Here is a 21,041-nt window from a genome sequence, read left to right as displayed (position 1 = left end):
AGGACCTAGCTATCCAACCTGAGCACGGCGAGGAAGGCTTCCTGTGGAATCTCCACGTTACCGACCTGTTTCATGCGTTTCTTACCAGCCTTCTGCTTCTCCAGCAGCTTTTTCTTACGGCTGACGTCACCACCGTAGCACTTGGCCAGTACGTTCTTTCTGAGTGCCTTGACGGTAGTACGCGCGATGATCTGGCCACCAATGGCTGCCTGGATCGCCACGTCGAACATCTGCCGAGGAATCAGCTCCTTCATTTTCTCGGTCAACGCACGGCCTTTGTAGGCCGCGTTGTCACGGTGCACGATCAGTGCCAGGGCATCGACCTTGTCACCGTTGATCAGCACGTCCAGTTTGACCAGGTTGGCCGACTGGTAGCGGTCGAAATGATAGTCCAGCGACGCGTAGCCACGGCTGGTCGACTTCAGGCGGTCGAAGAAGTCCAGCACCACTTCGTTCATCGGCAAGTCGTAACGCACCTGGACTTGACTGCCGAGGAACTGCATGTCGCGCTGGACACCGCGTTTTTCGATGCACAGGGTAATGACGTTACCCAGGTGCTCTTGCGGAACCAGGATGGTCGCGGTGACGATCGGCTCGCGGAAATCAGCCACGGCCGAGACGTCTGGCAGCTTCGACGGGTTGTCGACGGTGATGGTCTCACCGGTCTTGAGTTCGAGCTCGTAGATTACGCTTGGCGCCGTGGTGATCAGGTCCAGGTCGTATTCACGCTCCAGGCGCTCCTGGATGATCTCCATGTGCAGCATGCCGAGGAAGCCGCAACGGAAGCCGAAGCCCAGTGCGTCGGAGCTTTCTGGCATGTACTGCAGCGAAGAGTCGTTGAGCGTGAGCTTTTGCAGCGCGTCGCGGAAGTCTTCGAAGTCATCGGAACTGACCGGGAACAGACCGGCGTAAACTTGTGGCTGGATCTTCTTGAAGCCTGGCAGCACTTCGACCTCGGGGGTCGTGGACAGGGTCAGGGTGTCACCGACCGGTGCCCCGTGAATGTCCTTGATGCTGGCGATGATGAAGCCCACTTCACCGGCCTTGAGATCAGCGGTCTGGGTGTGTTTTGGGGTGAATACGCCCACGCTGTCGACCAAGTGCACCTTGCCGGTGGACTTGACCAGGATCTTGTCGCCTTTCTTGACACGGCCATGGCGCACACGCACCAGGGAAACCACGCCCAGGTAGTTGTCGAACCAGGAGTCGATGATCAGCGCCTGCAGCGGCGCGTCGATATCGCCCTCCGGCGCGGGAATGGTCTGGACCAGGCGTTCGAGCACCTCGTCGACGCCCATGCCGCTCTTGGCACTGCAAGCCACGGCGTCGGTGGCGTCGATGCCGATGATCTTCTCGATCTCGTCCTTGACGCGGTCAGGGTCGGCCTGGGGCAGGTCCATCTTGTTCAGCACCGGCATGACCTCGAGGCCCTGCTCGATGGCGGTGTAGCAGTTGGCCACGGACTGGGCCTCGACGCCCTGGCCGGCATCCACCACCAGCAGCGCACCTTCGCACGCGGCCAGCGAACGGGAGACTTCATAGGTGAAGTCGACGTGACCGGGGGTGTCGATGAAATTGAGCTGGTAGACCTTACCGTCCTGCGCCTTGTAGTTGAGCGTGACGCTGTGGGCCTTGATGGTGATCCCGCGTTCGCGCTCGAGGTCCATCGAATCGAGGACCTGGGCTTCCATTTCGCGTGCCGACAGGCCACCGCACATCTGGATGAAACGGTCTGCCAGCGTCGACTTGCCATGGTCGATGTGGGCGATGATGGAGAAATTGCGGATATGACTCAAATCACTCACGGGTCAACACTCGAAAAGGCTGCGAGCCGGACGCCCGCCGAAAAATAGCCGGGAATTGTACCTCAAGCCGCAGGGATATGGGAGATTCCTGATCGGCTGACATTGTTGCGCAAAAATGCAAATAGCCTGGGTGGCCTACCCCGGCCCTGTCGCCGGCCGACACAGACGAGGATGAAATCTCATGAAAAAGGGCAGCCTGAGCTGCCCTTTCCACGTCGAACCCGGCTTATTCAGCCAGCTTGAAGGTAATGAAGCTCGCACGCCCCTGACGCAGCACGCGCATGGAGACCGAACGATTCTTCGGCAGGTCCTTGGCAATTTCAGTGAATTGCTTGGCCGAGCTGATCGCCTGGTTGTTCAGGTGGCTGATGACGTCACCTGGACGCAGACCGATCAAGGCAGCCGGGCCATCCTGGATTTCCTTGATGACCACGCCGCCCTTGAGCTCCAGGGTTTTCTTCTGCTCGTCGGTCAGGTCCGCCACGGAGACACCCAGGCGGTTGCTGCTGCGCTCTGCGCCGCCCTGGGCACTGGCTTCGATATCGGCATCGTCATCGGGCATCGCGCCGATGGTGATGTCCAGGTTCTGGCGCTTGCCATTGCGAATGATCTCCAGCTTGGCCTTCTCGCCGTCTTTCAGGCCACCCACCAGGTGCGGCAGATCGGCCGACATGACGATCGGCTGACCGTTCATGCTCAGGATCACATCGCCCACCTGCAGGCCACCCTTGGCTGCAGGACCGCCTTCCAGTACCTGGGCCACCAGGGCGCCGGCGGGCTTGTCGAGGCCGAAGGATTCAGCCAGGTCCTTGTTGACCTCCTGGATCACCACACCCAGCCAGCCGCGGCTGACCTTGCCGTCTTTCTTCAGCTGGTTGGAAACATCCAGCGCGACGTCGATCGGGATGGCGAAGGACAAGCCCATGAAGCCGCCGGATCGGGTAAAGATCTGCGAGTTGATACCCACGACTTCACCTTTCATGTTGAACAGCGGGCCACCCGAGTTGCCCGGGTTGATGGCCACGTCGGTCTGGATGAACGGCACGTAGGTGTCGTTAGGCAGGGTACGCCCCTTGGCGCTGACGATACCTTTGGTCACCGAGTGATCGAAGCCGAACGGCGAGCCGATGGCCAGGACCCACTCACCGACTTTCAGTTTTTCCGAATCGCCCAGCTTCACGGTCGGCAGGTTCTTGCCTTCGACCTTCAGCAGCGCCACGTCGGTACGCGGGTCGGTGCCGATCAACTTGGCCTGCAGCTCGCTGCGGTCCGACAGGCGGACGATGATCTCGTCCGCATCGGCGACCACGTGGTTGTTGGTGAGCACGTAGCCATCGCTGGAGATGATGAAGCCCGAGCCCAGCGACATGGCCTCTCGCTGGCGGTCGCCCCGGGGCGCGCGCGGTTGTTGCGGCATGTTGCGCTCGAAGAACTCGCGGAACATCGGCGGCAGGCCTTCGAGATCGGGCATCTGCCCGGCAGCCACGCGGCGGTCCGGCAGTTTCTGCTTGGTACTGATGTTGACCACGGCCGGCGAGGCCTGCTCGACCAGGGTCGTGAAGTCCGGCAGGGCTTCCTCGGCCTGGGCGGTGAGCACCTGACCGAGCATGAGCACGGCGGCGAACATCGTTAGGTAGGATTTCAAGCGTGGTATTGACATACGGCTCCCGTCACAACGAGCGTAAGTTAGTTAGACCATCTGCAGAAGCAGCAAAGGCCAGGCTCCAAGAAGCCTGACCTATAGAAAATTTACCGATGGATTGCAAATGACAATGCTTTAATTTCATTTCAGCCGCGGACTCCCGGAGCCTGCGCACGGCCCGTCGTCACTGGCACGCCTAGCTGTCCTGGGGGCGCATCGACAGTGCGATACGCTCGGCGGTACCCAGCGGAATTTCGCCAACCACCGTGACCATGACCTTGCCTTTGGGCGTATTCAGACGGCGTGATACCGCCACGGTAGGCCCGAGCTGGGCACGGGTGTCAGGGCCGGCATCGTCGGTCACCGGTTCGAGGAATACGGAGAAACGCGCCAAGCCGTCGTCATACATCAGGCTGCTGACCGCACTGTTGCGCTCAGGGTCGCGACGGACCGAGCTGTTGATCAATTCGAAGCCCGCCGGCAGCCAGTCCGAACGCCACCCGGCAACGGCTTCGCCATCGGTACTGGCGACCCGCTCGACCGGCTTGCAGGCAGCACTGGGACGCAGGTCGTCGTCGCTCGGCAGGTGGGTTTCAAGACGTGTCATCTGGAAACGCTCGAGCAGTTGCCCCTTGTCGTTGATCATCAACGAACGAAGCGGAAGGCCGGTCTGGCGATCAAGATGAAGCTCGAAGGCGTAACGATGCTGGTCGCGTGGCGTGAGAGTCACGATCACGGCATCGCGCCCGGCGACCCGCGACGTGCCCGCCAAGCCCAGGTTGTACCAGCTCATCAGCTTCAAAGGATCAAGCACACGCGGTGTTGAGTCGGGCGGCGTACCGACGCCACTGACCAGGGAACCACTGACGCACTGCACCTTGCCATCCACGCGCACGACTTCCTGGGCGGCGCCATCGAGCTGCAGCAGCCGCTCGCTGACCTTGCCGTCCTGGACCCGATGCCAGATGTCGTGGGAAGAAAAGCTGCCGTTACGTTCGTAGACGAAGGAGCCCTGGTAACTCTGTTTCTGCTCGGCCTGGGCCAGCTTGCTCAACCACTCGCTCGCCTGAGGCGAAGAGTTGGCCGCCAATGCTGGCACCGTCACGCAGCTGCCTATCAGCAGCGACAGGAGAGGTAGCGCGCGCATGATCCTCCTTACTTAGCGGTTTTCCAGGCTGGCGGCCCGTGCGTAGGGCAAAGCGGTCTCAGTGCCCTTGAGCGCAGATTCCTGGGCATGCTGGCGCAGGTAACCTGGCAGACGCTGATCCCAGCCGGCCTGGTTCTGCAGCACACCGTTGGCCATCGGCCCGGTCGGTTGCTCACTGCTTTCACTATAGCCTGCCAAAACGGCCGGACCCTGGCTTTGTGGCATGGCCAGCCCCTGCTGCGCAGGTTGTTGGGCCGCAAGCTCGGCACCGGTGATCTCGTCCTGGTTGTACAGGCGCACCCCAGCCAGCACCGCCAAGGTCACCGAAGCGGCAACCGCCAGGCGACCGATGCTGCGCCAAGGGCCTTGCTTGACCTTGGCCGGCACGGCCTCGTCAGCCAGTGCGGCGGACACCGCCGAGGCGATATCAAGCTTGGGCAGCAGCAGTTCTTTGTGCATGGCTGCGCGAGCGACCTGGTAACGCGACCAGGTGGCACGGGTTTCAGCATCGTCAACGGCATTCAATACCCGACGCAGTTCCAGTTCGTCCGCTTCGTTGTCCATTACCGCGGACAGCGATTCCTGCAAAGCTTCACGACTCATGGCGGTTCCTCTCTTGGCTGTCGCCGCTGTCTCAGGTTTCCTGCAACAACGGCTGCAGGGCTTTGTCTATGGCCTCCCGAGCGCGGAAGATCCGAGAGCGCACGGTACCCACCGGACACTGCATGACGCTGGCAATGTCCTCGTAACTCAACCCGTCGAACTCGCGCAGGGTCAGTGCCGTACGCAGGTCTTCGGGCAGTTGCTGGATGGTGCGATGGACAGTGCCTTCGATTTCATCCCGCAACAACGAGCGCTCTGGGGACTCGAGATCCTTGAGGCCATGATCGCCGTCGTAAAACTCCGCATCCTCGGAGCTCACATCACTGTCTGGCGGCCGTCTTCCACGGGACACCAGGTAGTTCTTCGCCGTGTTGATGGCGATGCGGTACAGCCAGGTATAAAACGCACTGTCACCGCGAAAATTACCAAGCGCTCGGTAAGCCTTGATAAAGGCCTCCTGCGCCACATCCTGGGCTTCGTGGGTGTCATGGACAAACCGCACGATCAACCCGAGAATCTTGTGCTGATACTTCAGCACCAACAGATCGAACGCTCGCCTGTCTCCACGCTGCACGCGCTCGACAAGCTGCTGATCCTCTTCCTGGGTTAGCATGAACACTCCTCAGTGAACTCGAAGGAGCGTTGCAACAACCTTCGTTCAGGCTTGCAACCATAGACTCGGGCTTTACGCAAAAGTTCTCCCCTCCAAGCAAGTTTCCTGCGGCCCATGGTCGGCTCGCACGAAAGACGCAGCGCGGTCACGGCCGGCTGCGACGATAATCGGGTTTCGAATACGCAGAGGTCAGCCCGGATAGAGCCACCGCCCTGCGTCGCCGCGACATATTATGGCGTGCGGGCAGCCTTCATAGGATTTCCTGCCGTGTCGGAAAGTTCCCACAAAAGCTGAACGCACCGCACAAGTGGCATGGAAATTGGCCACCGGGGGCTGCTATAAAGGCAGCCCGGCTGCGTTTCACGATAGTTTCACAATGCCATCTGTGCCTGACTATTGTGCCGCGCCCCTTCCAAAGATTACTAGTGTCCCGACATGAGCCAACAATTCCAACATGATGTCCTGGTGATCGGCAGCGGTGCCGCCGGTCTCAGCTTGGCGCTCAACCTCCCTGGCCACCTGCGCATCGCGGTACTGAGCAAGGGCGACCTGGCCAACGGCTCGACCTTCTGGGCCCAGGGGGGCGTCGCGGCGGTGCTTGACGATACCGATACCGTGCAGTCCCATGTCGAGGATACCCTCAATGCCGGCGGTGGCCTGTGCAATGAAGAAGCCGTGCGCTTCACCGTCGAACACAGCCGCGAAGCCATCCAATGGCTGATCGAACAGGGCGTGCCGTTCACCCGAGACGAACACTACAGTGTCGACGACGGTGGCTTCGAGTTTCACCTGACCCGCGAAGGCGGCCACAGCCATCGGCGTATCATCCACGCCGCGGACGCCACCGGTGCGGCCATTTTCACGACGCTGCTGGGCCAGGCCCGTCAGCGCCCGAACATCGAGTTGCTGGAACAGCGCGTGGCAGTCGACCTGATCACCGAACGCCGCCTCGGGCTGCCGGGAGATCGTTGTCTGGGCGCCTACGTGCTGAACCGCAATACCGGCGAAGTCGACACCTTCGGTGCGCGTTTCACGGTGCTGGCCACCGGCGGAGCGGCGAAGGTCTACCTCTACACCAGCAATCCCGACGGGGCGTGCGGCGATGGCATTGCCATGGCCTGGCGCGCCGGCTGCCGGGTAGCGAATCTGGAGTTCAACCAGTTCCACCCCACGTGCCTGTACCACCCGCAGGCCAAGAGCTTCCTGATTACCGAAGCCCTGCGCGGTGAGGGTGCGCTGTTGCGCCTGCCCAATGGCGAGCGCTTCATGCCACGCTTCGACCCCCGCGAAGAACTGGCTCCACGGGACATCGTGGCCCGCGCTATCGACCATGAAATGAAGCGCCTGGGCGTGGACTGCGTGTACCTGGACATCACCCACAAGCCTGCCGACTTCATCAAGAGCCATTTCCCCACCGTCTACGAACGCTGCCTGACCTTCGGCATTGACATCACGCGCCAGCCGATTCCGGTGGTGCCGGCGGCGCACTACACGTGCGGCGGAGTGATGGTCGACGACCGCGGCCACACCGATGTGCCGGGTCTTTACGCCATCGGCGAGACCAGCTTCACCGGCCTGCACGGCGCCAACCGCATGGCCAGCAACTCACTGCTCGAATGCTTCGTGTACGGCCGTTCGGCCGCTGCCGACATCCAGGCGCACCTCGATGAAGTGGCAATGCCCAAGGCCCTGCCCTGCTGGGATGCCAGCCAGGTCACCGACTCGGACGAGGACGTCATCATTGCGCACAACTGGGACGAGCTACGGCGTTTCATGTGGGACTACGTCGGCATCGTACGAACCAGCAAGCGTCTGCAGCGCGCCCAGCACCGGGTGCGCATGCTGCTGGACGAAATCGACGAGTTCTACAGCAACTACAAGGTCAGCCGCGACCTGATCGAATTGCGCAACCTGGCCCAGGTCGCGGAGCTGATGATTCGCTCAGCGATGCAGCGCAAGGAGAGTCGTGGGCTGCATTACACCCTGGATTATCCGGGAATGCTGGATGAGGCGAAGGATACGATCCTGAGCCCGGCCTGTGACTCGGCCTCATCCTGATCGCCGGCAAGCCGGCTCCTGCACGCCCAGCGCCATCCTTGCAGGAGCCGGCTCGCAGGCGGTAGCGACGACGCGTCATCTGCCTACCGCGCCGACACCTCACCCCACCGGCGACGGCTGAACTTCAGCCGAACCCGCAGACGCCGATGCTGATCAGCACCCACGGCATCCCATAGCACGCATTGGCCTTCGCCCAGCCAGCCGCCTTCGCGTACGAATCTCAACACCACCACGCCAGGCAATGCCACGCTATCGCGGCACAGCCGCACCGGCTGCCAACCGCGCGCACGGCTGAACACTCGCCAGCCAAGTGCATCACGGCGCACGCCGACAACGGCGTGATCATGGGTCAACAGGATACGTCGGGGAATTACCCAGCCAGCATGAGCAAGGCAGGCGACAACGGCCAGGACGGAAAACCACCAGGGCAGCGCGATGACCCATAAGACGAACCACGCCAACACCTGACAGAACAGGTAGGCCGTCAGCAGCAGCGGCGAGCCCTGCCAACGGCACTCGAAGGACTCACTTGGGCTGGACACGATCCAGAATGATGCGGACCATGCGCTGCAGTTCAGGATCCTCGGACTCGGTACGCTCCATGAACCAGCCGAACATGTCCTGGTCTTCGCAGCTGAGCAGGCGAACATAGAGCTCGCGATCGGCTTCGCTCAGGGTCGGATAGACCTCCTGGGTGAATGGCACCAGCAGTACGTCCAGTTCCAGCATGCCGCGGCGACTGTGCCAGAAAAGCCGGTTGAGTTCAGTTTGTTCGACCATGGGGCCCTCCTCGAATGGCCGGCCAGTATACAGCGCCCGCAACGATGCGGCACCGGGCGTTGGTCTAGTCACCTACCTATTTTGTTACCGGCGTTCTATGATGGCCGCCAGTCTTTAGCCACCTCGATGACCCATGGCCGATTCCGCTTTCTTCAGTCCCCTGTCCCACGAAGGCATCCTCGCCGTCCGCGGCTCCGATGCCGGCAAGTTCCTGCAGGGTCAACTGACCTGCAACATCAACTACCTGAGCCTCGAGTACGCCAGTCTGGGTGCCCGCTGCATGGTCAAGGGGCGCATGCAGTCGAGCTTCCGTATCCTTCCCGAAGGCAACGGTTACCTGCTGGCCATGGCCAGCGAACTTCTCGAAGCGCAGATGGCCGACCTGAAAAAGTACGCTGTGTTCTCCAAGGCGACGCTGACCGACGAAAGCGCCGCATGGGCGCGCTTCGGCCTGCAAGGCGGCAACGCAGCGCTGGCAGCGCTGGGCTTGACAGCGCCAACCTCGATCGGCGCCACAGTCCGTCACCAGGGCCTGATCGCCCTCTGCGTCAGCGCAGATCGCATCGAACTCTGGGTGCCTGGTGAACAAGCTGACGCCGTGCGCGAGGTCCTGGCTGCCAGTCTGCCCGAAGGCAGCCTCAACGACTGGCTGCTGGGTCAGATCCGCGCCGGTATCGGCCAGGTGACGGGCCCGACCCGTGAATTGTTCATACCGCAGATGATCAACCTGCAGGCCGTGGATGGCGTGAGCTTCAAGAAAGGCTGCTATACCGGCCAGGAAATCGTTGCCCGCATGCAGTACCTGGGCAAGCTCAAACGTCGCCAGTACCGGCTGGCGCTCGACGAGCAGGCGGTTCCCGCACCCGGCACCGAAATCTTCTCGCCCACCCATGGCTCGTCGGTCGGTGAAGTCGTTATCGCCGCCAGCGACGGCCCGGGCTGCGAACTGCTCGCCGTGCTGAGCGCCGAGGCGGTCGAGGACGACAACCTGCACCTGGGTAGCCCGGAAGGCCCTCGCCTTACCCTGCTCGACCTGCCTTACACACTGGACCGCGACCGGGAAATCCAACGCTGACCAGCCCGCCCCGCCCTGTCGGCGGGGCCGCACCACCACTGCGGTAGAAAAGCCCATGAACAAGCTGGCCGAGATGGTTCAAGCACAACTGCTCGATGCCATCGACAATGATGACCTGGTCCTGCCGACCTTGCCCGAGGTTGCCTTGAGCATCCGCGAAGCGGCCGAGGACAGCGAGATCAGTGTTGCCGCCCTGAGCAAGGTGATCGGCCGCGATGCCGCGCTTTCGGCGCGCTTGATCAAAGTGGTCAACAGCCCGCTGCTGCGTGCAGCGGTCGAAGTCACCGACCTGCATACCGCCATCACCCGCCTGGGCATCAACTACAGCTGCAACCTGGCCATCGGCCTGGTGATCGAACAGATCTTCCATGCCCGCTCGCCTGCCGTAGAGCAGAAATTACGGGATATCTGGGCCAACAGCCTGGAAGTGGCAGGCATCAGCTATGAACTGTGCCGCCGTTACACACAATTGAAGGCTGACCAGGCCACCTTGGGCGGGCTGGTTCACCAGATCGGTGCCCTGCCGGTATTGATCTACGCCGAGGAGCACAACGAACTGTTGTCCGACCCGGTGTGCCTGCACTATGTGATCGAGGAGATCCAGCCGGCTCTGGGCGACAAGATTCTGACTTCGTGGGAGTTTCCCGAGCAACTGGTCAATCTGCCAAGCCAGGTTCAGAACCTGGAACGCGAGACCGACAAGATCGACTACATCGACATCGTGCAGATAGCCCGCGCCCTGAGCCACCGTGGTCGCAACCTGCCACTGACCGCACTGCCGGCTTACCGGCACCTGAATCTGCCCCATGGGACAGAGCTTGAGATCGGTGAGTTGCTCGAAGCCCGAAGCATGTTGCGCTGAGGTGGCGGTGCCGCCTGGGCTTTTCGCGGGCGCCCTGTGCCCACGGATGCGCTGGGTGAGCTGAACTGCCCCAACGGATTGGATTTTTGTTCAACTTCGTGGGGGCAGTCCAAACCGTGGTTTGTCCGCGAACAAGCCTGCCCAATACCCGCCTCAATCCGCGATAAAACTCACCCGCACCTTCAGCCCACCGTTCGCCCCATCATGCAGGCTGATCTGCGCCAGATGGGCGCGGCAAATCTCTCCGACAATCGCCAGCCCCAAGCCACTGCCCTGGGCACTACGCCGATAGAACCGCTCGAACACCCGTTCGCGTTCAGCCTCGGGAATTCCCGGTCCGTCATCCTCGACCTCAAGGACCGCTGGCGCCAATACCCGCAAAATGACATTACCGCCCGCCGGGGTATGGGCCAGGGCGTTGTCCACCAGATTACTCAGCAGCTCGTTGAGCAGGGTCGGCTCGCCCTTGAGCCATACCGGCGCCTCGGCTTCCAGCGCCAACGCCACTCCACGGTTGTGCGCCAGCGGCGCCATGGCCATGCCCAGCTCTCGGGCCAGCTGACTCAGGTCCAGACGCTGTGCGCCCCCTTCGGCGATCGCCCTGGCGCCATTTTCCACCCTGGCCAGCGATAGCAGCTGGTTGGCCAGATGGGTCAGGCGATCGGTGCCTTGGGCTGCGCTTTCCAGGGTCTGGCGCCACACCTCTGGCTGCGACGAGCGCAAGCCCAGTTCGACACGAGCCTTGAGCGCGGCCAACGGGGTCCGCAGTTCATGGGCCGCGTCGGCGATGAACTGCGCCTGGCGTTCGAACTGCCCGCGCAAGCGTTCGGTGAAGTGGTTCAACGCCCGCACCAGAGGGCCCAGCTCTCGCTGCACCTGCACCACCGGCAACGCGCGCAGGTCATCCGGCTGACGCTCTTCGACCGCTGTGCGCAAGCGCTCCAGCGGGCGCAGGGCGGCACTCACGGCGAACCAGACCATCACCAGGGCCCCCAAGGCCAGCATGCCCAGGCGCAGCAAAGTGTCGGCCATCAACCCGCGGGCCATACGGACCCGCGCTTCTTCGGTCTCGGCCACGCGGATCTCGGCCATACCGTTCATGTTCGGCTCGCTGACCGCCTTTAGCAGGCTGACCACACGCACGTCCTGGCCCAGGTAGGTCGCATCGTAGAAGCGGGCCAATGCCGGATAGTCGTCGGTTCGCGGCGTACCCGGTGGTGGCGGCGGCAGGTTCTCGTACCCCGAGATCAGCCGCTGCTGGATATCCAATACCTGGTAGTAGATGCGCCCGGCGCTGTCGTAGGCGAAGGTATCCAAGGCAACGTAAGGCACGTCGGCACTCAACGAACCATCACGCTGTGACAGACCTGCGGCAATGGTCCGCGCCGAAGCCAGCAGGGTGCGGTCGTAGGCGGTGTCGGCAGCTTCACGGCCGTTCCAGTAGGCGCTCAGGCCGCTGGCCAGCATCAGCACCACCAGCAGCAAGGCCAGGTTGCCCAACAGCCGGCCACGCAGGCTGCCATTGTCACGCATCGCGGTGCTCGAGCAGGTAACCAAGGCCACGGAAGGTCACGATCGCCACCGGATGGCCATCGAGCTTCTTGCGCAAGCGGTGGACGTAGATCTCGATGGCGTCTGGGCTGGCCTCCTCGTCCAGGCCGAAGACCTGGGCCGCCAACTGCTCCTTGCTCATCACGCGACCCGGGCGGGCGATCAGCGCTTCCAGCACGCCCTGCTCTCGCGAGGTCAGGGTCAGGTTGTCCTCACCCAAGGTGAAGCGCCGAGTGTCCAGGTCGTAGACCAAAGGCCCGCAACGCTGCTGACGCTCACCGCCGAGCACACTGCGGCGCAGCAACGCCTTGACCCGCGCCTCCAGTTCGGTCAGTTCGAACGGCTTGGCCAGGTAATCGTCGGCGCCCAGGTTCAATCCGTGGACCCGGTCCTTGACATCGCTGCGGGCGGTAAGCATCAGCACGGGCAAGGTCTTGCCTCGGCTTCGCAAGCGCGCCAGCACCTCGAAGCCATCCATGCGCGGCAGGCCGACATCCAGCACCGCAACGGCGTATTCCTCGCTGGCCAGGGCCAGGTCGGCGGCTACGCCATCATGCAGAACGTCCACGGTCAGGCCTTGGCTTTTCAGCGCTTGAGCCACGCTTTCGGCCAGTTGCAGGTGGTCTTCGACCAGCAGCACACGCATCGGATTCTCCCTGCTCGGGTTTGACGGTGGCGCGGAGTGTAACGCCGTCGCACGACCTGTGTAGCCCCCATTCACAAACCTTTCACGCTGAAAGGTTAGCGAAAGGTTCGTTGCCTAGCATCGCACCACGGTCGCCCCACGCGCCGAAAAAAGCACCAGCAAGGTGCAGCCGATAAGAACAATAAACGGAGTCATCCTCGATGCTGTCATCGCAGCCGCAGGCGTTCGCGCCTACCCGTTACCTGTCCGCACGTCCAAGCGCCATCGCCAGCGCTCTTGCCCTTGCCGGTGTCGCACCGATGAGCCAGGCCGCTTTCTTCGAAGACAGCACGGCCACCTTCGAAACCCGCAACATGTACTTCAATCGCGATTTTCGCGATGGCACCAGCGCGCAACAATCCAAGCGCGACGAATGGGCCCAGGGTTTCATGCTCAATTTCGAGTCCGGCTACACCGAAGGCACCGTAGGCTTCGGCCTGGATGCCTTGGGCATGCTCGGCGTCAAGCTCGACTCCAGCCCTGATCGCACCGACACCGGCCTGCTGCCCACCCACGACGATGGCAAGGCCGCCGATGAGTACTCCAAGCTCGGCCTCACCGGCAAGATCAAGGTCTCCAAGACCGAACTGAAGGTCGGTACCCTGATTCCCGAACTGCCTACCCTGCAGCCCAATGACGGGCGGATCCTGCCGCAGACCTTCGAAGGCGGGCTGCTGACTTCCAAAGAGATCAACCACCTGACCTTCACCGGCGGGCGCCTGGAAAAGGCCAAGGACCGTAACGACACCAACTGGGAAGACCTCGCCCTCAACAACAAGAACGGTCGCTTCGGCGGTACCTTCTCCGCCGACAACTTCGACCTCGCCGGACTCGACTACCAGTTCACCGACCGCATCACCGGCAGCTACCACTACGCCCAGCTGGACGACATCTACCGTCAGCACTTCCTTGGGATGGTCGCCACTCAGCCATGGGGCCCAGGCACCTTGGGCGCCGACCTGCGCCTGGCGGTGAGTGACGACCAAGGCGCAGCCAAGGCCGGCAACATCGACAACACCACCGTCAACGGCATGCTCAGCTATGCCCTGGGCGGGCACAAGGTCAGCGCGGCTTACCAGCATCTGTCCGGCGACAGCGCCTTTCCTTACGTCGACGGCGCTGACCCGTACCTGGTCAACTTCGTCCAGATCAACGACTTCGCCGGTGCCGACGAGCGCTCCTGGCAGGTGCGCTACGACTACAACTTCGCCGCGCTCGGCATTCCCGGCCTGACCTTCATGACCCGCTACATCAATGGCGACAACGTCAGCCGCGCCGATGGCAGCGAGGGCAAGGAGTGGGAGCGCAACACCGAATTCAAGTACGTGGTACAAAGCGGCCCGTTGAAGAACGTCGCCGTGCGCCTGCGCAACGCCACCTTCCGCTCCAACTTCGCGCGCGATGCCGACGAAGTGCGGCTGCTGGTGAGCTACAGCGTAGCCCTGTGGTAATCCATAACAACAACGCTCGCGGAGATCGACGATGACCTTTTCAATGCGCCACCTCGTCCTGGCAACCGGCTGCCTGCTGTTGGCCGGCAACGCCCTGGCCGCCGAACCCAAACGCCCTGAATGCATCGCCCCGGCCTCGCCCGGCGGTGGTTTCGACCTGACCTGCAAGCTGGTGCAGAGCGCGCTGGTCGAGGAGAAAATCCTCAGCAAGCCCATGCGCGTGACCTACATGCCAGGTGGCGTCGGCGCAGTGGCCTACAACGCCGTGGTCGCCCAGCGCCCGGCCGACGCCGGCACCTTGGTGGCCTGGTCCAGCGGCTCGCTGCTGAACCTGGCCCAGGGCAAGTTCGGCCGCTTCGACGAGAACGCCGTGAAGTGGCTGGCGGCGGTCGGCACCAGCTATGGCGCCATCGCGGTGAAGAGCGATTCGCCCTACAAGACCCTCGATGACCTGGTCGCGGCCCTGAAGAAAGATCCAAGCAAGGTGGTGATCGGCTCTGGCGGTACCGTGGGTAGCCAGGACTGGATGCAGACCGCGTTGATCGCCAAGGCGGCCGGCATCAACCCCCGCGATCTGCGTTACGTGGCCCTGGAAGGGGGTGGCGAAATTGCCACCGCGCTGCTGGGCGGGCATATCCAGGTCGGTTCCACCGACATTTCCGACTCCATGCCGCATATCCAGAGCGGTGACATGCGCATCCTCGCGGTATTCGCCGAAAACCGCCTGGACGAGCCCGAGATGAAGAACATCCCTACCGCCAAGGAACAGGGCTACGACATCGTCTGGCCAGTGGTGCGCGGCTTCTACCTCGGCCCGAAGGTCAGCGACGAAGACTACGCCTGGTGGAAAGCCTCGTTCGACAAGATGCTGGCGTCCGAGGATTTCGCCAAGCTGCGTGACCAGCGCGAGCTGTTCCCGTTCGCCATGACCGGTGAAGAGCTGGACGTTTACGTGAAGAAGCAGGTGGCTGATTACAAGTCGCTGGCCAGGGAATTCGGCCTGATTCAGTAACTCATCAACGCTGTTTCACCCACCTGTGGGAGCGGACCTGATCCACTCCCACAGCGGCCGCGTTCTACGAGGACTCCCTGATGATCCTGCAACGCCTCTTCGCCTTGGTCCTGCTGGCGGTGTGCGCCGCCCTGGCCGTGATGGCCTGGCCTTACCAGGCTGCATTTTCCTATGAACCGGTGGGCCCGCGCGCCTACCCCTTGCTGATGCTCGGCCTGATGAGCGTCGGCCTGCTGTACCTGGCTATCCGCCCAACGCCCATCGTGCGCAAGGACGACGAACCCGAACTGGACCGCGAAACCCTCACCAAGATCGGCTTGTGCATTGGCCTGTTGCTGGTCTTCGCCAGCACCTTCGAGGCCTTGGGCTTCATCCTCAGCGCCATCCTGGTCGGCATCCCCATGGCCCGCCTGTACGGCGGCCGCTGGCTGCACAGCGCCATCGTGGTGGTGGGCATGAGCCTGTTCCTCTACTGGCTGTTCGACCGTGTGATGGATGTGCCCTTGCCCCTCGGCCTGCTCGACGTACTGGAGAACTGACACATGGATACCTTGAGCTACCTGGGCCAGGGCTTCGGCGTGGCCCTGAGCCCTTACAACCTGGTGACCGCCCTCACCGGTACCCTGATCGGCACGGTGGTCGGCCTGTTGCCGGGCCTGGGTCCGATCAACGGCGTGGCCCTGCTGATTCCCATCGCCTTCGCCCTCGGCCTGCCGCCGGAGTCGGCCCTGATTCTACTGGCCGCGGTCTACCTGGGCTGCGAGTACGGCGGCCGGATCAGTTCGATCCTGCTGAATATTCCGGGCGAAGCCTCCACCGTCATGACCACCCTCGACGGCTACCCGATGGCCCGCCAGGGCTTGGCTGGCGTGGCCCTGTCGCTGTCGGCGTGGAGTTCGTTCATCGGCGCCTTGATCGCCACCTGCGGCATGGTGCTGTTCGCGCCGTTGCTGGCGAAATGGGCAATCGCCTTCGGGCCGGCCGAGTATTTCGTGCTGATGGTGTTCGCCATCGTCGCCCTCGGCGGCATGGCCGGTGACAAACCGCTGAAGACCTTCATCGCGGCACTTATCGGCTTGTTCCTGTCGGCAGTGGGCATCGACGCCAACAGCGGTGTATACCGCTTCACCGGCGACAGCGTGCACCTGGCCGATGGCATTCAGTTCGTGGTCCTGGTGCTGGGGCTGTTCTCGATCAGCGAGATTCTCCTGCTGCTGGAGAAGACCCACCACGGCCACGCCGCGGTCAAGGCCACCGGGCGCATGCTGTTCAACTTCAAGGAAGCCGCCTCGGTGTTCGTGGTCAACATCCGCTGCGGACTGCTTGGCTTCATCATGGGCGTGCTGCCAGGTGCGGGGGCAACCCTGGCCAGCGCGGTGGCCTACATGACCGAAAAACGCATCGCGGGTAGCTCGGGCAAGTTCGGCAAGGGCGATGCCCGAGGCCTGGCAGCCCCGGAAACCGCCATCGGCGCTTCGTGCTGTGGCGCGCTGGTGCCCATGCTGACCCTCGGCGTACCGGGCTCGGGAACCACGGCGGTGATGATCGGCGCACTGACCCTGTACAACATCACACCGGGCCCGCTGCTGTTCGAGCAACAACCGGACATCGTCTGGGGTCTGATCGCCTCGCTGTTCGTCGCCAACATCATGCTGGTGATCCTGAACATCCCGATGATCCGCCTCTTCACCCGCATCCTCGCAGTACCGAACTGGGCACTGGTGCCGGTGATCGCGATCATCACCGCGATCGGCGTATACGCCGTGCACGCCACCACCTTCGACCTGTTCCTGATGGTCGGCATCGGCATCATGGGCTACATCCTGCGCAAGCTGGACTTCCCGCTTTCGCCGATCCTGCTCGGGTTCATCCTCGGCGGCCTGATGGAGCAAAACCTGCGCCGCGCGCTGTCGATCTCCAACGGTGAACTGGGCATCCTCTGGTCGAGCCCCATCAGCATGGGTGTGTGGGTACTGGTGGTGTGCATGTTGGCCCTGCCGCTGGTGCGCATCTGGCGTAAACGCAGCCTGCAGCGTCGGGCCATGGCCGATGCCTGATCGGCAGTTCCCTCTGTTCTGGGCAACCGGGCTGGTCGGGCTGGCTGGTGGCTTTCTCGCCAGCACGATCGGCTGGCCTTTGCCATGGATGGTCGGCTCGTTGCTGGCGATCATCCTGGTGCGCTGCCTGACGCCCTGGCAGCTCGCGGAAATCCCTAATGGCCGCAAGGGCGGGCAATGCATCATCGGCATCGGCATCGGCCTGCACTTCACGCCGGCGGTGGTCGAGCAGGTCAGCAGCCATTTTGCCTTGATCTTCTTCGGCGCACTGCTCACCACGCTGTCCAGCGTGATTGGGGTCTGGATGCTGCGCCGCACCGGCGAGGACCGGGCGACGGCGTTCTTCGCCAGTATGCCGGGCGGCTCCGGGGAAATGGTCAACCTCGGCGCACGCAACGGAGCCGTGCTCAGCCAGGTCGCTGCGGCGCAGAGCCTGCGGGTGCTGGCCGTGGTGCTGGTGGTGCCGGCGCTGTTCAAGTTCCTGCTGGGGGATGGCATACCGCTCAATCATACCGGCAGCGTGAGCTGGAGTTGGCTGGCCCTGATCGTGCCGCTGAGCATCTTGGCAGGCCTGGCCTGGCAGCGCTTACGTCAACCTAACCCCTGGTTGTTCGGGCCATTGTTGGTCGCGGCAACAGTCAGCCTGGCGGGCAATCTGCAAATCGCCCTGCCCAACGGCGCCAGTCAGATCGGCCAATGGCTGATCGGCAGCGGCCTGGCTTGCCACTTCAACCGTGCGTTCTTCCGCCGGGCACCGTCGTTTCTCGGACGCACATTGATTGCCACGGCGCTGTGCATGCTTATTGCCGGAAGTGCGGCGTGGGCCTTGAGCGTGATGACCGGGCTGGATTTGCGGTCATTGACGCTGGGGATGATGCCCGGTGGGATTGCCGAGATGAGCTTGACGGCCGAGACCTTGCAGCTGTCGGTGCCACTGGTGACGGCCTTGCAGGTGATGCGCCTGCTGATGGTGCTGTTCCTGGCAGAGCCGTTGTTCAGATTGTGGAAGACTTGAGCGCGCCCGGGCCTCATCGCCGGCAAGCCGGCTCCTGTGCGGAGCGCGTCGCCTCTGTAGCAGCCGGCGATGACCCTGTTCAAAGTGGCGGCAATGCCCAGTTGATCGGCACCACCCCCCGCTGCTCGAGGAAGCTGTTGGCCCGACTGAAATGCCCACACCCAAAGAAACCGCGATAGGCCGACAACGGCGACGGATGCACCGACTTGAGCACCAGATGCTTGGTACCGTCGATCAGCTTCTGCTTGCTCTGGGCATGCGCGCCCCACAGCAGGAACACCACATTCGGGCACTGCTCGCTCACCACCTGAATGATGCGGTCGGTGAAGAACTCCCAGCCTTTCTTGGCATGCGAAGCCGCGTTCGCACGCTCCACGGTCATGGTGGTGTTGAGCAGCAGCACGCCCTGCTCGGCCCAGCTTTGCAGATAGCCGTGATCAGGGATGGCGATGTTCAGGTCGCGTTGCAGTTCCTTGTAGATGTTGACCAGTGACGGTGGTGTCGGCACGCCCGGCTGCACCGAGAAACACAGACCATGGGCCTGGCCTGGGCCGTGGTAAGGATCCTGGCCGAGAATGACCACTTTGACCTGCTCCAGCGGGGTGGAGTTGAGCGCATTGAAGATCAGCGGCCCCGGTGGGTAGATTTCCTTGCCGGCCGCGTACTCCTGGCGCAGGAACTCGCGCAGCTGGTGCATGTAGGGCTGGTCGAATTCGCCACGCAATGCGGCTTTCCAGCTGGGTTCGAGTTTGATGCGATCGTCGTCAGTCATGGGGCCATCCGTAAACAATGGCGCGACACTAGGTAAGCCGCCCCCCCTTGTCAATCAGTCCGACCGGCGACCGGCATGATCGGCAAGGCAAGCCATACTTGTGCGATGACCTGTACGAGGTAGCACATGTCCATTCATTGCGAGGTACTCACCGGCGCCGACGGCGCCCGTATCGGCATTGCCACGCTGGATGCCCCCAAGGCGCTCAATGCCCTCAATCTACCGATGATCGAGGTGTTGGCTGAACACCTGCATGCCTGGGCCCACGACCCTGGCGTAGTCTGCGTATTGCTGCGCGGCAGCGGGCCCAAGGCGTTCTGCGCAGGAGGCGACGTGCGGGCGCTGGCCCAAGCCTGCCGCGAACACCCAGGCAGCGTCCCACCACTGGCAGCGACCTTCTTCGCCGCCGAGTACAGCCTCGACTACATGCTGCACACCTACCCCAAACCCCTGCTGTGCTGGGGCCACGGCCATGTGCTCGGCGGCGGCATGGGGCTGCTGCAGGGCGCCGGGGTACGTATCGTGACACCCAGCAGCCGCCTGGGGATGCCGGAAATCAGCATCGGGCTTTATCCGGATGTCGGCGCCAGCTGGTTCCTCGCCCGTCTGCCGGGCAGGTTGGGGCTGTTCCTGGGTCTGACCGGCGCACCGATCAACGCCCGCGACGCGATTGACCTGGGGTTGGCCGACCGCTTCTTGGGCGAACACCAGCAAGAGGCCTTGATCGAGGAGCTGCTGCAACTGAATTGGCAGGAACAAACCGAACTGCAACTGAACAGTCTGCTCAAGGCCGAACAGCATCGAGCCTGTGCCGAGTTACCCGAGGCGCAGTGGTTGCCGCGCCGACGAATGATCGACGAGTTGCTCGACGTGGCCGACCCCGCGAGTGCCTGGCGTGCGCTTGAGGGTCTGAAACAGCATTCGGACCCACTGCTGGCCGAAGCAGGCCAACGCCTGCACGAAGGCTGCCCGCTGACCGCGCATCTGGTGTGGGAACAAATTCGGCGCGCGCGGCATCTTTCCTTGGCCCAGGTTTTCCAGATGGAATACACCATGAGCCTCAACTGCTGCCGGCACCCAGAGTTCAGCGAAGGCGTACGTGCCCGTCTGCTGGACAAGGACAACCAGCCACACTGGCACTGGCCAGACATCGCACAGGTGCCCTTGGCGGTGGTCGAGGCACATTTCGCCAAAGTGTGGGAAGGCCGGCATCCATTGGCCGACCTGGCCTAGCACCCTGGTGTTCGGGGCTGCAGTGCAGCCCCTGCAGCAAGCGATGGAGCTGAATCACCGTTGCCAGTTGCGGTCCCCTCCGCGGCCACGGTCCGGCCGCCGGTCACGGTCACCGTGTCCGTTCGAATGCCACCGCTCGTTCTGGTAACGCTTGCTGTCATTGCGGTAGTCGTGACGATCGCGGTCACGCCCATCGTCATAGCGCTGGCGATGGCCATAGTCGAAGCGAGGGTTACCATGCCACTGGTTCACACCCGGACGGGGATGAGGCCTGTAGTACGGTGCAGGCGCTGGCCGGTAATAGCGTGGCGCTGGCTGATAGTAGTAGCGCGGTTGTGGCGTTACATAGTAGCGGTCATAACGGTAGTACCCCGGCGACACGTAGCGATCGGAGGAGTAGTAATCCGAGCGGTAATAGCCCCCACTCTCGTAGTAGGGCACGCAGGCGGACGTCATCAGGCCCAGCAGGGCGATCAGCAGAATTCGATAGGACATGGCGGCCTCCTGGACCGCAGGGGTGCCCGAACAGCGGCGCTGGCGAGCGTCGACGAGAAGCGATCGTCGACAACCAATAAGACCGTCCAGTCGGGGTGCAGTGCCATTTTCGCAACAAATTGAAACAGGTCCGAGTACCCCCAAAAAAGATGCAGTCATTTCTCGGGCATCTCACTAGAATGGGC

20 protein-coding genes are annotated in these 21,041 nt (G+C 62.8%); 9 read left to right on the top strand and 11 right to left on the bottom strand.

Features of this window, described 5'->3' with window-relative positions; all coding sequences use genetic code 11:
* Nucleotides 1-5: 5 nt before the first annotated feature.
* From lepA to rpoE, 5 genes are all read right to left on the bottom strand, one after another.
* Nucleotides 6-1,805 (bottom strand): translation elongation factor 4, encoded by a 1,800-nt coding sequence (gene lepA / locus H620_RS0123205; protein ID WP_027908115.1) that lies wholly within the window; start codon nucleotides 1,803-1,805, stop codon nucleotides 6-8.
* A gap of 226 nt (nucleotides 1,806-2,031) precedes the next feature.
* Nucleotides 2,032-3,432 (bottom strand): DegQ family serine endoprotease, encoded by a 1,401-nt coding sequence (locus tag H620_RS0123200; RefSeq protein WP_374374739.1) that lies wholly within the window; start codon nucleotides 3,430-3,432, stop codon nucleotides 2,032-2,034.
* A gap of 211 nt (nucleotides 3,433-3,643) precedes the next feature.
* Nucleotides 3,644-4,594 carry a MucB/RseB C-terminal domain-containing protein gene (locus H620_RS0123195; RefSeq protein ID WP_023378967.1) on the bottom strand — a complete coding sequence of 317 codons (951 nt, stop codon included), beginning with the start codon at nucleotides 4,592-4,594 and terminating at the stop codon, nucleotides 3,644-3,646.
* A 12-nt stretch (nucleotides 4,595-4,606) separates the two neighbouring features.
* Nucleotides 4,607-5,197, bottom strand: a complete 591-nt coding sequence (locus H620_RS0123190; RefSeq protein WP_023378965.1) for a sigma-E factor negative regulatory protein — start codon at nucleotides 5,195-5,197, stop codon at nucleotides 4,607-4,609.
* A 31-nt stretch (nucleotides 5,198-5,228) separates the two neighbouring features.
* Nucleotides 5,229-5,810, bottom strand: a complete 582-nt coding sequence (gene rpoE / locus H620_RS0123185; protein ID WP_003252049.1) for an RNA polymerase sigma factor RpoE/AlgU — start codon at nucleotides 5,808-5,810, stop codon at nucleotides 5,229-5,231.
* A 435-nt stretch (nucleotides 5,811-6,245) separates the two neighbouring features.
* Between rpoE and nadB the strand changes: the two genes are divergently transcribed.
* On the top strand, nucleotides 6,246-7,868 hold the full coding sequence (gene nadB / locus H620_RS0123180; RefSeq protein ID WP_023378964.1) for an L-aspartate oxidase: 1,623 nt from the start codon (nucleotides 6,246-6,248) through the stop codon (nucleotides 7,866-7,868).
* Nucleotides 7,869-7,951: 83 nt separating this feature from the next.
* Here the strand turns inward: nadB and H620_RS0123175 are convergent, their stop codons facing one another.
* Nucleotides 7,952-8,410, bottom strand: a complete 459-nt coding sequence (locus H620_RS0123175) for a protein YgfX (RefSeq protein ID WP_023378962.1) — start codon at nucleotides 8,408-8,410, stop codon at nucleotides 7,952-7,954.
* Entirely contained in the window at nucleotides 8,394-8,648 is a 255-nt protein-coding gene (locus H620_RS0123170) for an FAD assembly factor SdhE (protein WP_008094993.1), read from the bottom strand. The genes H620_RS0123175 and H620_RS0123170 overlap by 17 nt, the downstream gene beginning before the upstream one ends.
* Before the next feature lie 133 nt (nucleotides 8,649-8,781).
* Between H620_RS0123170 and ygfZ the strand changes: the two genes are divergently transcribed.
* Together ygfZ and H620_RS0123160 are read left to right on the top strand one after the other, a co-directional pair.
* Complete coding sequence (ygfZ, locus tag H620_RS0123165) at nucleotides 8,782-9,723, top strand: CAF17-like 4Fe-4S cluster assembly/insertion protein YgfZ (protein ID WP_027908114.1); 942 nt, start codon at nucleotides 8,782-8,784, stop codon at nucleotides 9,721-9,723.
* 55 nt (nucleotides 9,724-9,778) lie between these two features.
* Nucleotides 9,779-10,585, top strand: coding sequence for an HDOD domain-containing protein (locus H620_RS0123160; protein ID WP_023378959.1), 807 nt, complete (start codon nucleotides 9,779-9,781; stop codon nucleotides 10,583-10,585).
* A gap of 153 nt (nucleotides 10,586-10,738) precedes the next feature.
* Here the strand turns inward: H620_RS0123160 and H620_RS0123155 are convergent, their stop codons facing one another.
* Together H620_RS0123155 and H620_RS0123150 are read right to left on the bottom strand one after the other, a co-directional pair.
* Nucleotides 10,739-12,118: a sensor histidine kinase gene (locus H620_RS0123155; protein WP_023378958.1), complete on the bottom strand. Its 1,380-nt coding sequence runs from the start codon at nucleotides 12,116-12,118 to the stop codon at nucleotides 10,739-10,741.
* Nucleotides 12,111-12,782 carry a response regulator gene (locus H620_RS0123150; RefSeq protein WP_027908113.1) on the bottom strand — a complete coding sequence of 224 codons (672 nt, stop codon included), beginning with the start codon at nucleotides 12,780-12,782 and terminating at the stop codon, nucleotides 12,111-12,113. Before H620_RS0123150 ends, H620_RS0123155 begins: the two co-directional genes overlap by 8 nt.
* A 200-nt stretch (nucleotides 12,783-12,982) precedes the next feature.
* Between H620_RS0123150 and H620_RS0123145 the strand changes: the two genes are divergently transcribed.
* The 5 genes from H620_RS0123145 to H620_RS0123125 all read left to right on the top strand — a co-directional run bounded on the left by H620_RS0123145 (nucleotide 12,983) and on the right by H620_RS0123125 (nucleotide 18,356).
* Entirely contained in the window at nucleotides 12,983-14,272 is a 1,290-nt protein-coding gene (locus tag H620_RS0123145; protein WP_023378954.1) for an OprD family porin, read from the top strand.
* A gap of 31 nt (nucleotides 14,273-14,303) precedes the next feature.
* Nucleotides 14,304-15,284: a Bug family tripartite tricarboxylate transporter substrate binding protein gene (locus H620_RS0123140; RefSeq protein WP_023378953.1), complete on the top strand. Its 981-nt coding sequence runs from the start codon at nucleotides 14,304-14,306 to the stop codon at nucleotides 15,282-15,284.
* Between the two features lie 80 nt (nucleotides 15,285-15,364).
* Nucleotides 15,365-15,823, top strand: coding sequence for a tripartite tricarboxylate transporter TctB family protein (locus tag H620_RS0123135; RefSeq protein ID WP_023378952.1), 459 nt, complete (start codon nucleotides 15,365-15,367; stop codon nucleotides 15,821-15,823).
* A gap of 3 nt (nucleotides 15,824-15,826) precedes the next feature.
* Nucleotides 15,827-17,341, top strand: coding sequence for a tripartite tricarboxylate transporter permease (locus tag H620_RS0123130; RefSeq protein WP_023378951.1), 1,515 nt, complete (start codon nucleotides 15,827-15,829; stop codon nucleotides 17,339-17,341).
* On the top strand, nucleotides 17,334-18,356 hold the full coding sequence (locus H620_RS0123125; RefSeq protein WP_023378950.1) for an AbrB family transcriptional regulator: 1,023 nt from the start codon (nucleotides 17,334-17,336) through the stop codon (nucleotides 18,354-18,356). The genes H620_RS0123130 and H620_RS0123125 overlap by 8 nt, the downstream gene beginning before the upstream one ends.
* A 79-nt stretch (nucleotides 18,357-18,435) precedes the next feature.
* Here the strand turns inward: H620_RS0123125 and ung are convergent, their stop codons facing one another.
* Nucleotides 18,436-19,128 carry a uracil-DNA glycosylase gene (ung, locus tag H620_RS0123120; RefSeq protein ID WP_027908112.1) on the bottom strand — a complete coding sequence of 231 codons (693 nt, stop codon included), beginning with the start codon at nucleotides 19,126-19,128 and terminating at the stop codon, nucleotides 18,436-18,438.
* Between the two features lie 126 nt (nucleotides 19,129-19,254).
* Here ung and H620_RS0123115 point away from each other — a divergent pair, with 126 nt between their 5' ends.
* Nucleotides 19,255-20,361: an enoyl-CoA hydratase/isomerase family protein gene (locus H620_RS0123115; RefSeq protein WP_027908111.1), complete on the top strand. Its 1,107-nt coding sequence runs from the start codon at nucleotides 19,255-19,257 to the stop codon at nucleotides 20,359-20,361.
* 54 nt (nucleotides 20,362-20,415) lie between these two features.
* On the opposite strand, the gene H620_RS0123110 is transcribed toward H620_RS0123115, so the two are convergent.
* On the bottom strand, nucleotides 20,416-20,856 hold the full coding sequence (locus tag H620_RS0123110; RefSeq protein WP_023378947.1) for a hypothetical protein: 441 nt from the start codon (nucleotides 20,854-20,856) through the stop codon (nucleotides 20,416-20,418).
* Nucleotides 20,857-21,041: the final 185 nt, after the last annotated feature.

It is taken from the genome of Pseudomonas taiwanensis DSM 21245 (assembly GCF_000425785.1).
GTDB classification, from domain to species: domain Bacteria; phylum Pseudomonadota; class Gammaproteobacteria; order Pseudomonadales; family Pseudomonadaceae; genus Aquipseudomonas; species Aquipseudomonas taiwanensis.
The sequence above is the reverse complement of the archived record's forward strand: the minus strand, read 5'-3'. Positions and strand labels throughout refer to the sequence as shown.

Coding starts and splice junctions, on each gene's coding strand:
- H620_RS0123160 (WP_023378959.1), top strand. CDS start 9,779: ATGAACAAGCTGGCCGAGATGGTTCAAGCACAACTGCTCGATGCCATC.
- H620_RS0123115 (WP_027908111.1), top strand. CDS start 19,255: ATGTCCATTCATTGCGAGGTACTCACCGGCGCCGACGGCGCCCGTATC.
- H620_RS0123200 (WP_374374739.1), bottom strand. CDS start 3,432: ATGTTCGCCGCCGTGCTCATGCTCGGTCAGGTGCTCACCGCCCAGGCC.
- H620_RS0123135 (WP_023378952.1), top strand. CDS start 15,365: ATGATCCTGCAACGCCTCTTCGCCTTGGTCCTGCTGGCGGTGTGCGCC.
- H620_RS0123155 (WP_023378958.1), bottom strand. CDS start 12,118: ATGCGTGACAATGGCAGCCTGCGTGGCCGGCTGTTGGGCAACCTGGCC.
- H620_RS0123125 (WP_023378950.1), top strand. CDS start 17,334: ATGCCTGATCGGCAGTTCCCTCTGTTCTGGGCAACCGGGCTGGTCGGG.
- H620_RS0123190 (WP_023378965.1), bottom strand. CDS start 5,197: ATGAGTCGTGAAGCTTTGCAGGAATCGCTGTCCGCGGTAATGGACAAC.
- ung (WP_027908112.1), bottom strand. CDS start 19,128: ATGACTGACGACGATCGCATCAAACTCGAACCCAGCTGGAAAGCCGCA.
- ygfZ (WP_027908114.1), top strand. CDS start 8,782: ATGGCCGATTCCGCTTTCTTCAGTCCCCTGTCCCACGAAGGCATCCTC.
- H620_RS0123145 (WP_023378954.1), top strand. CDS start 12,983: ATGCTGTCATCGCAGCCGCAGGCGTTCGCGCCTACCCGTTACCTGTCC.
- H620_RS0123195 (WP_023378967.1), bottom strand. CDS start 4,594: ATGCGCGCGCTACCTCTCCTGTCGCTGCTGATAGGCAGCTGCGTGACG.
- H620_RS0123140 (WP_023378953.1), top strand. CDS start 14,304: ATGACCTTTTCAATGCGCCACCTCGTCCTGGCAACCGGCTGCCTGCTG.
- H620_RS0123170 (WP_008094993.1), bottom strand. CDS start 8,648: ATGGTCGAACAAACTGAACTCAACCGGCTTTTCTGGCACAGTCGCCGC.
- H620_RS0123150 (WP_027908113.1), bottom strand. CDS start 12,782: ATGCGTGTGCTGCTGGTCGAAGACCACCTGCAACTGGCCGAAAGCGTG.
- H620_RS0123110 (WP_023378947.1), bottom strand. CDS start 20,856: ATGTCCTATCGAATTCTGCTGATCGCCCTGCTGGGCCTGATGACGTCC.
- rpoE (WP_003252049.1), bottom strand. CDS start 5,810: ATGCTAACCCAGGAAGAGGATCAGCAGCTTGTCGAGCGCGTGCAGCGT.
- nadB (WP_023378964.1), top strand. CDS start 6,246: ATGAGCCAACAATTCCAACATGATGTCCTGGTGATCGGCAGCGGTGCC.
- H620_RS0123130 (WP_023378951.1), top strand. CDS start 15,827: ATGGATACCTTGAGCTACCTGGGCCAGGGCTTCGGCGTGGCCCTGAGC.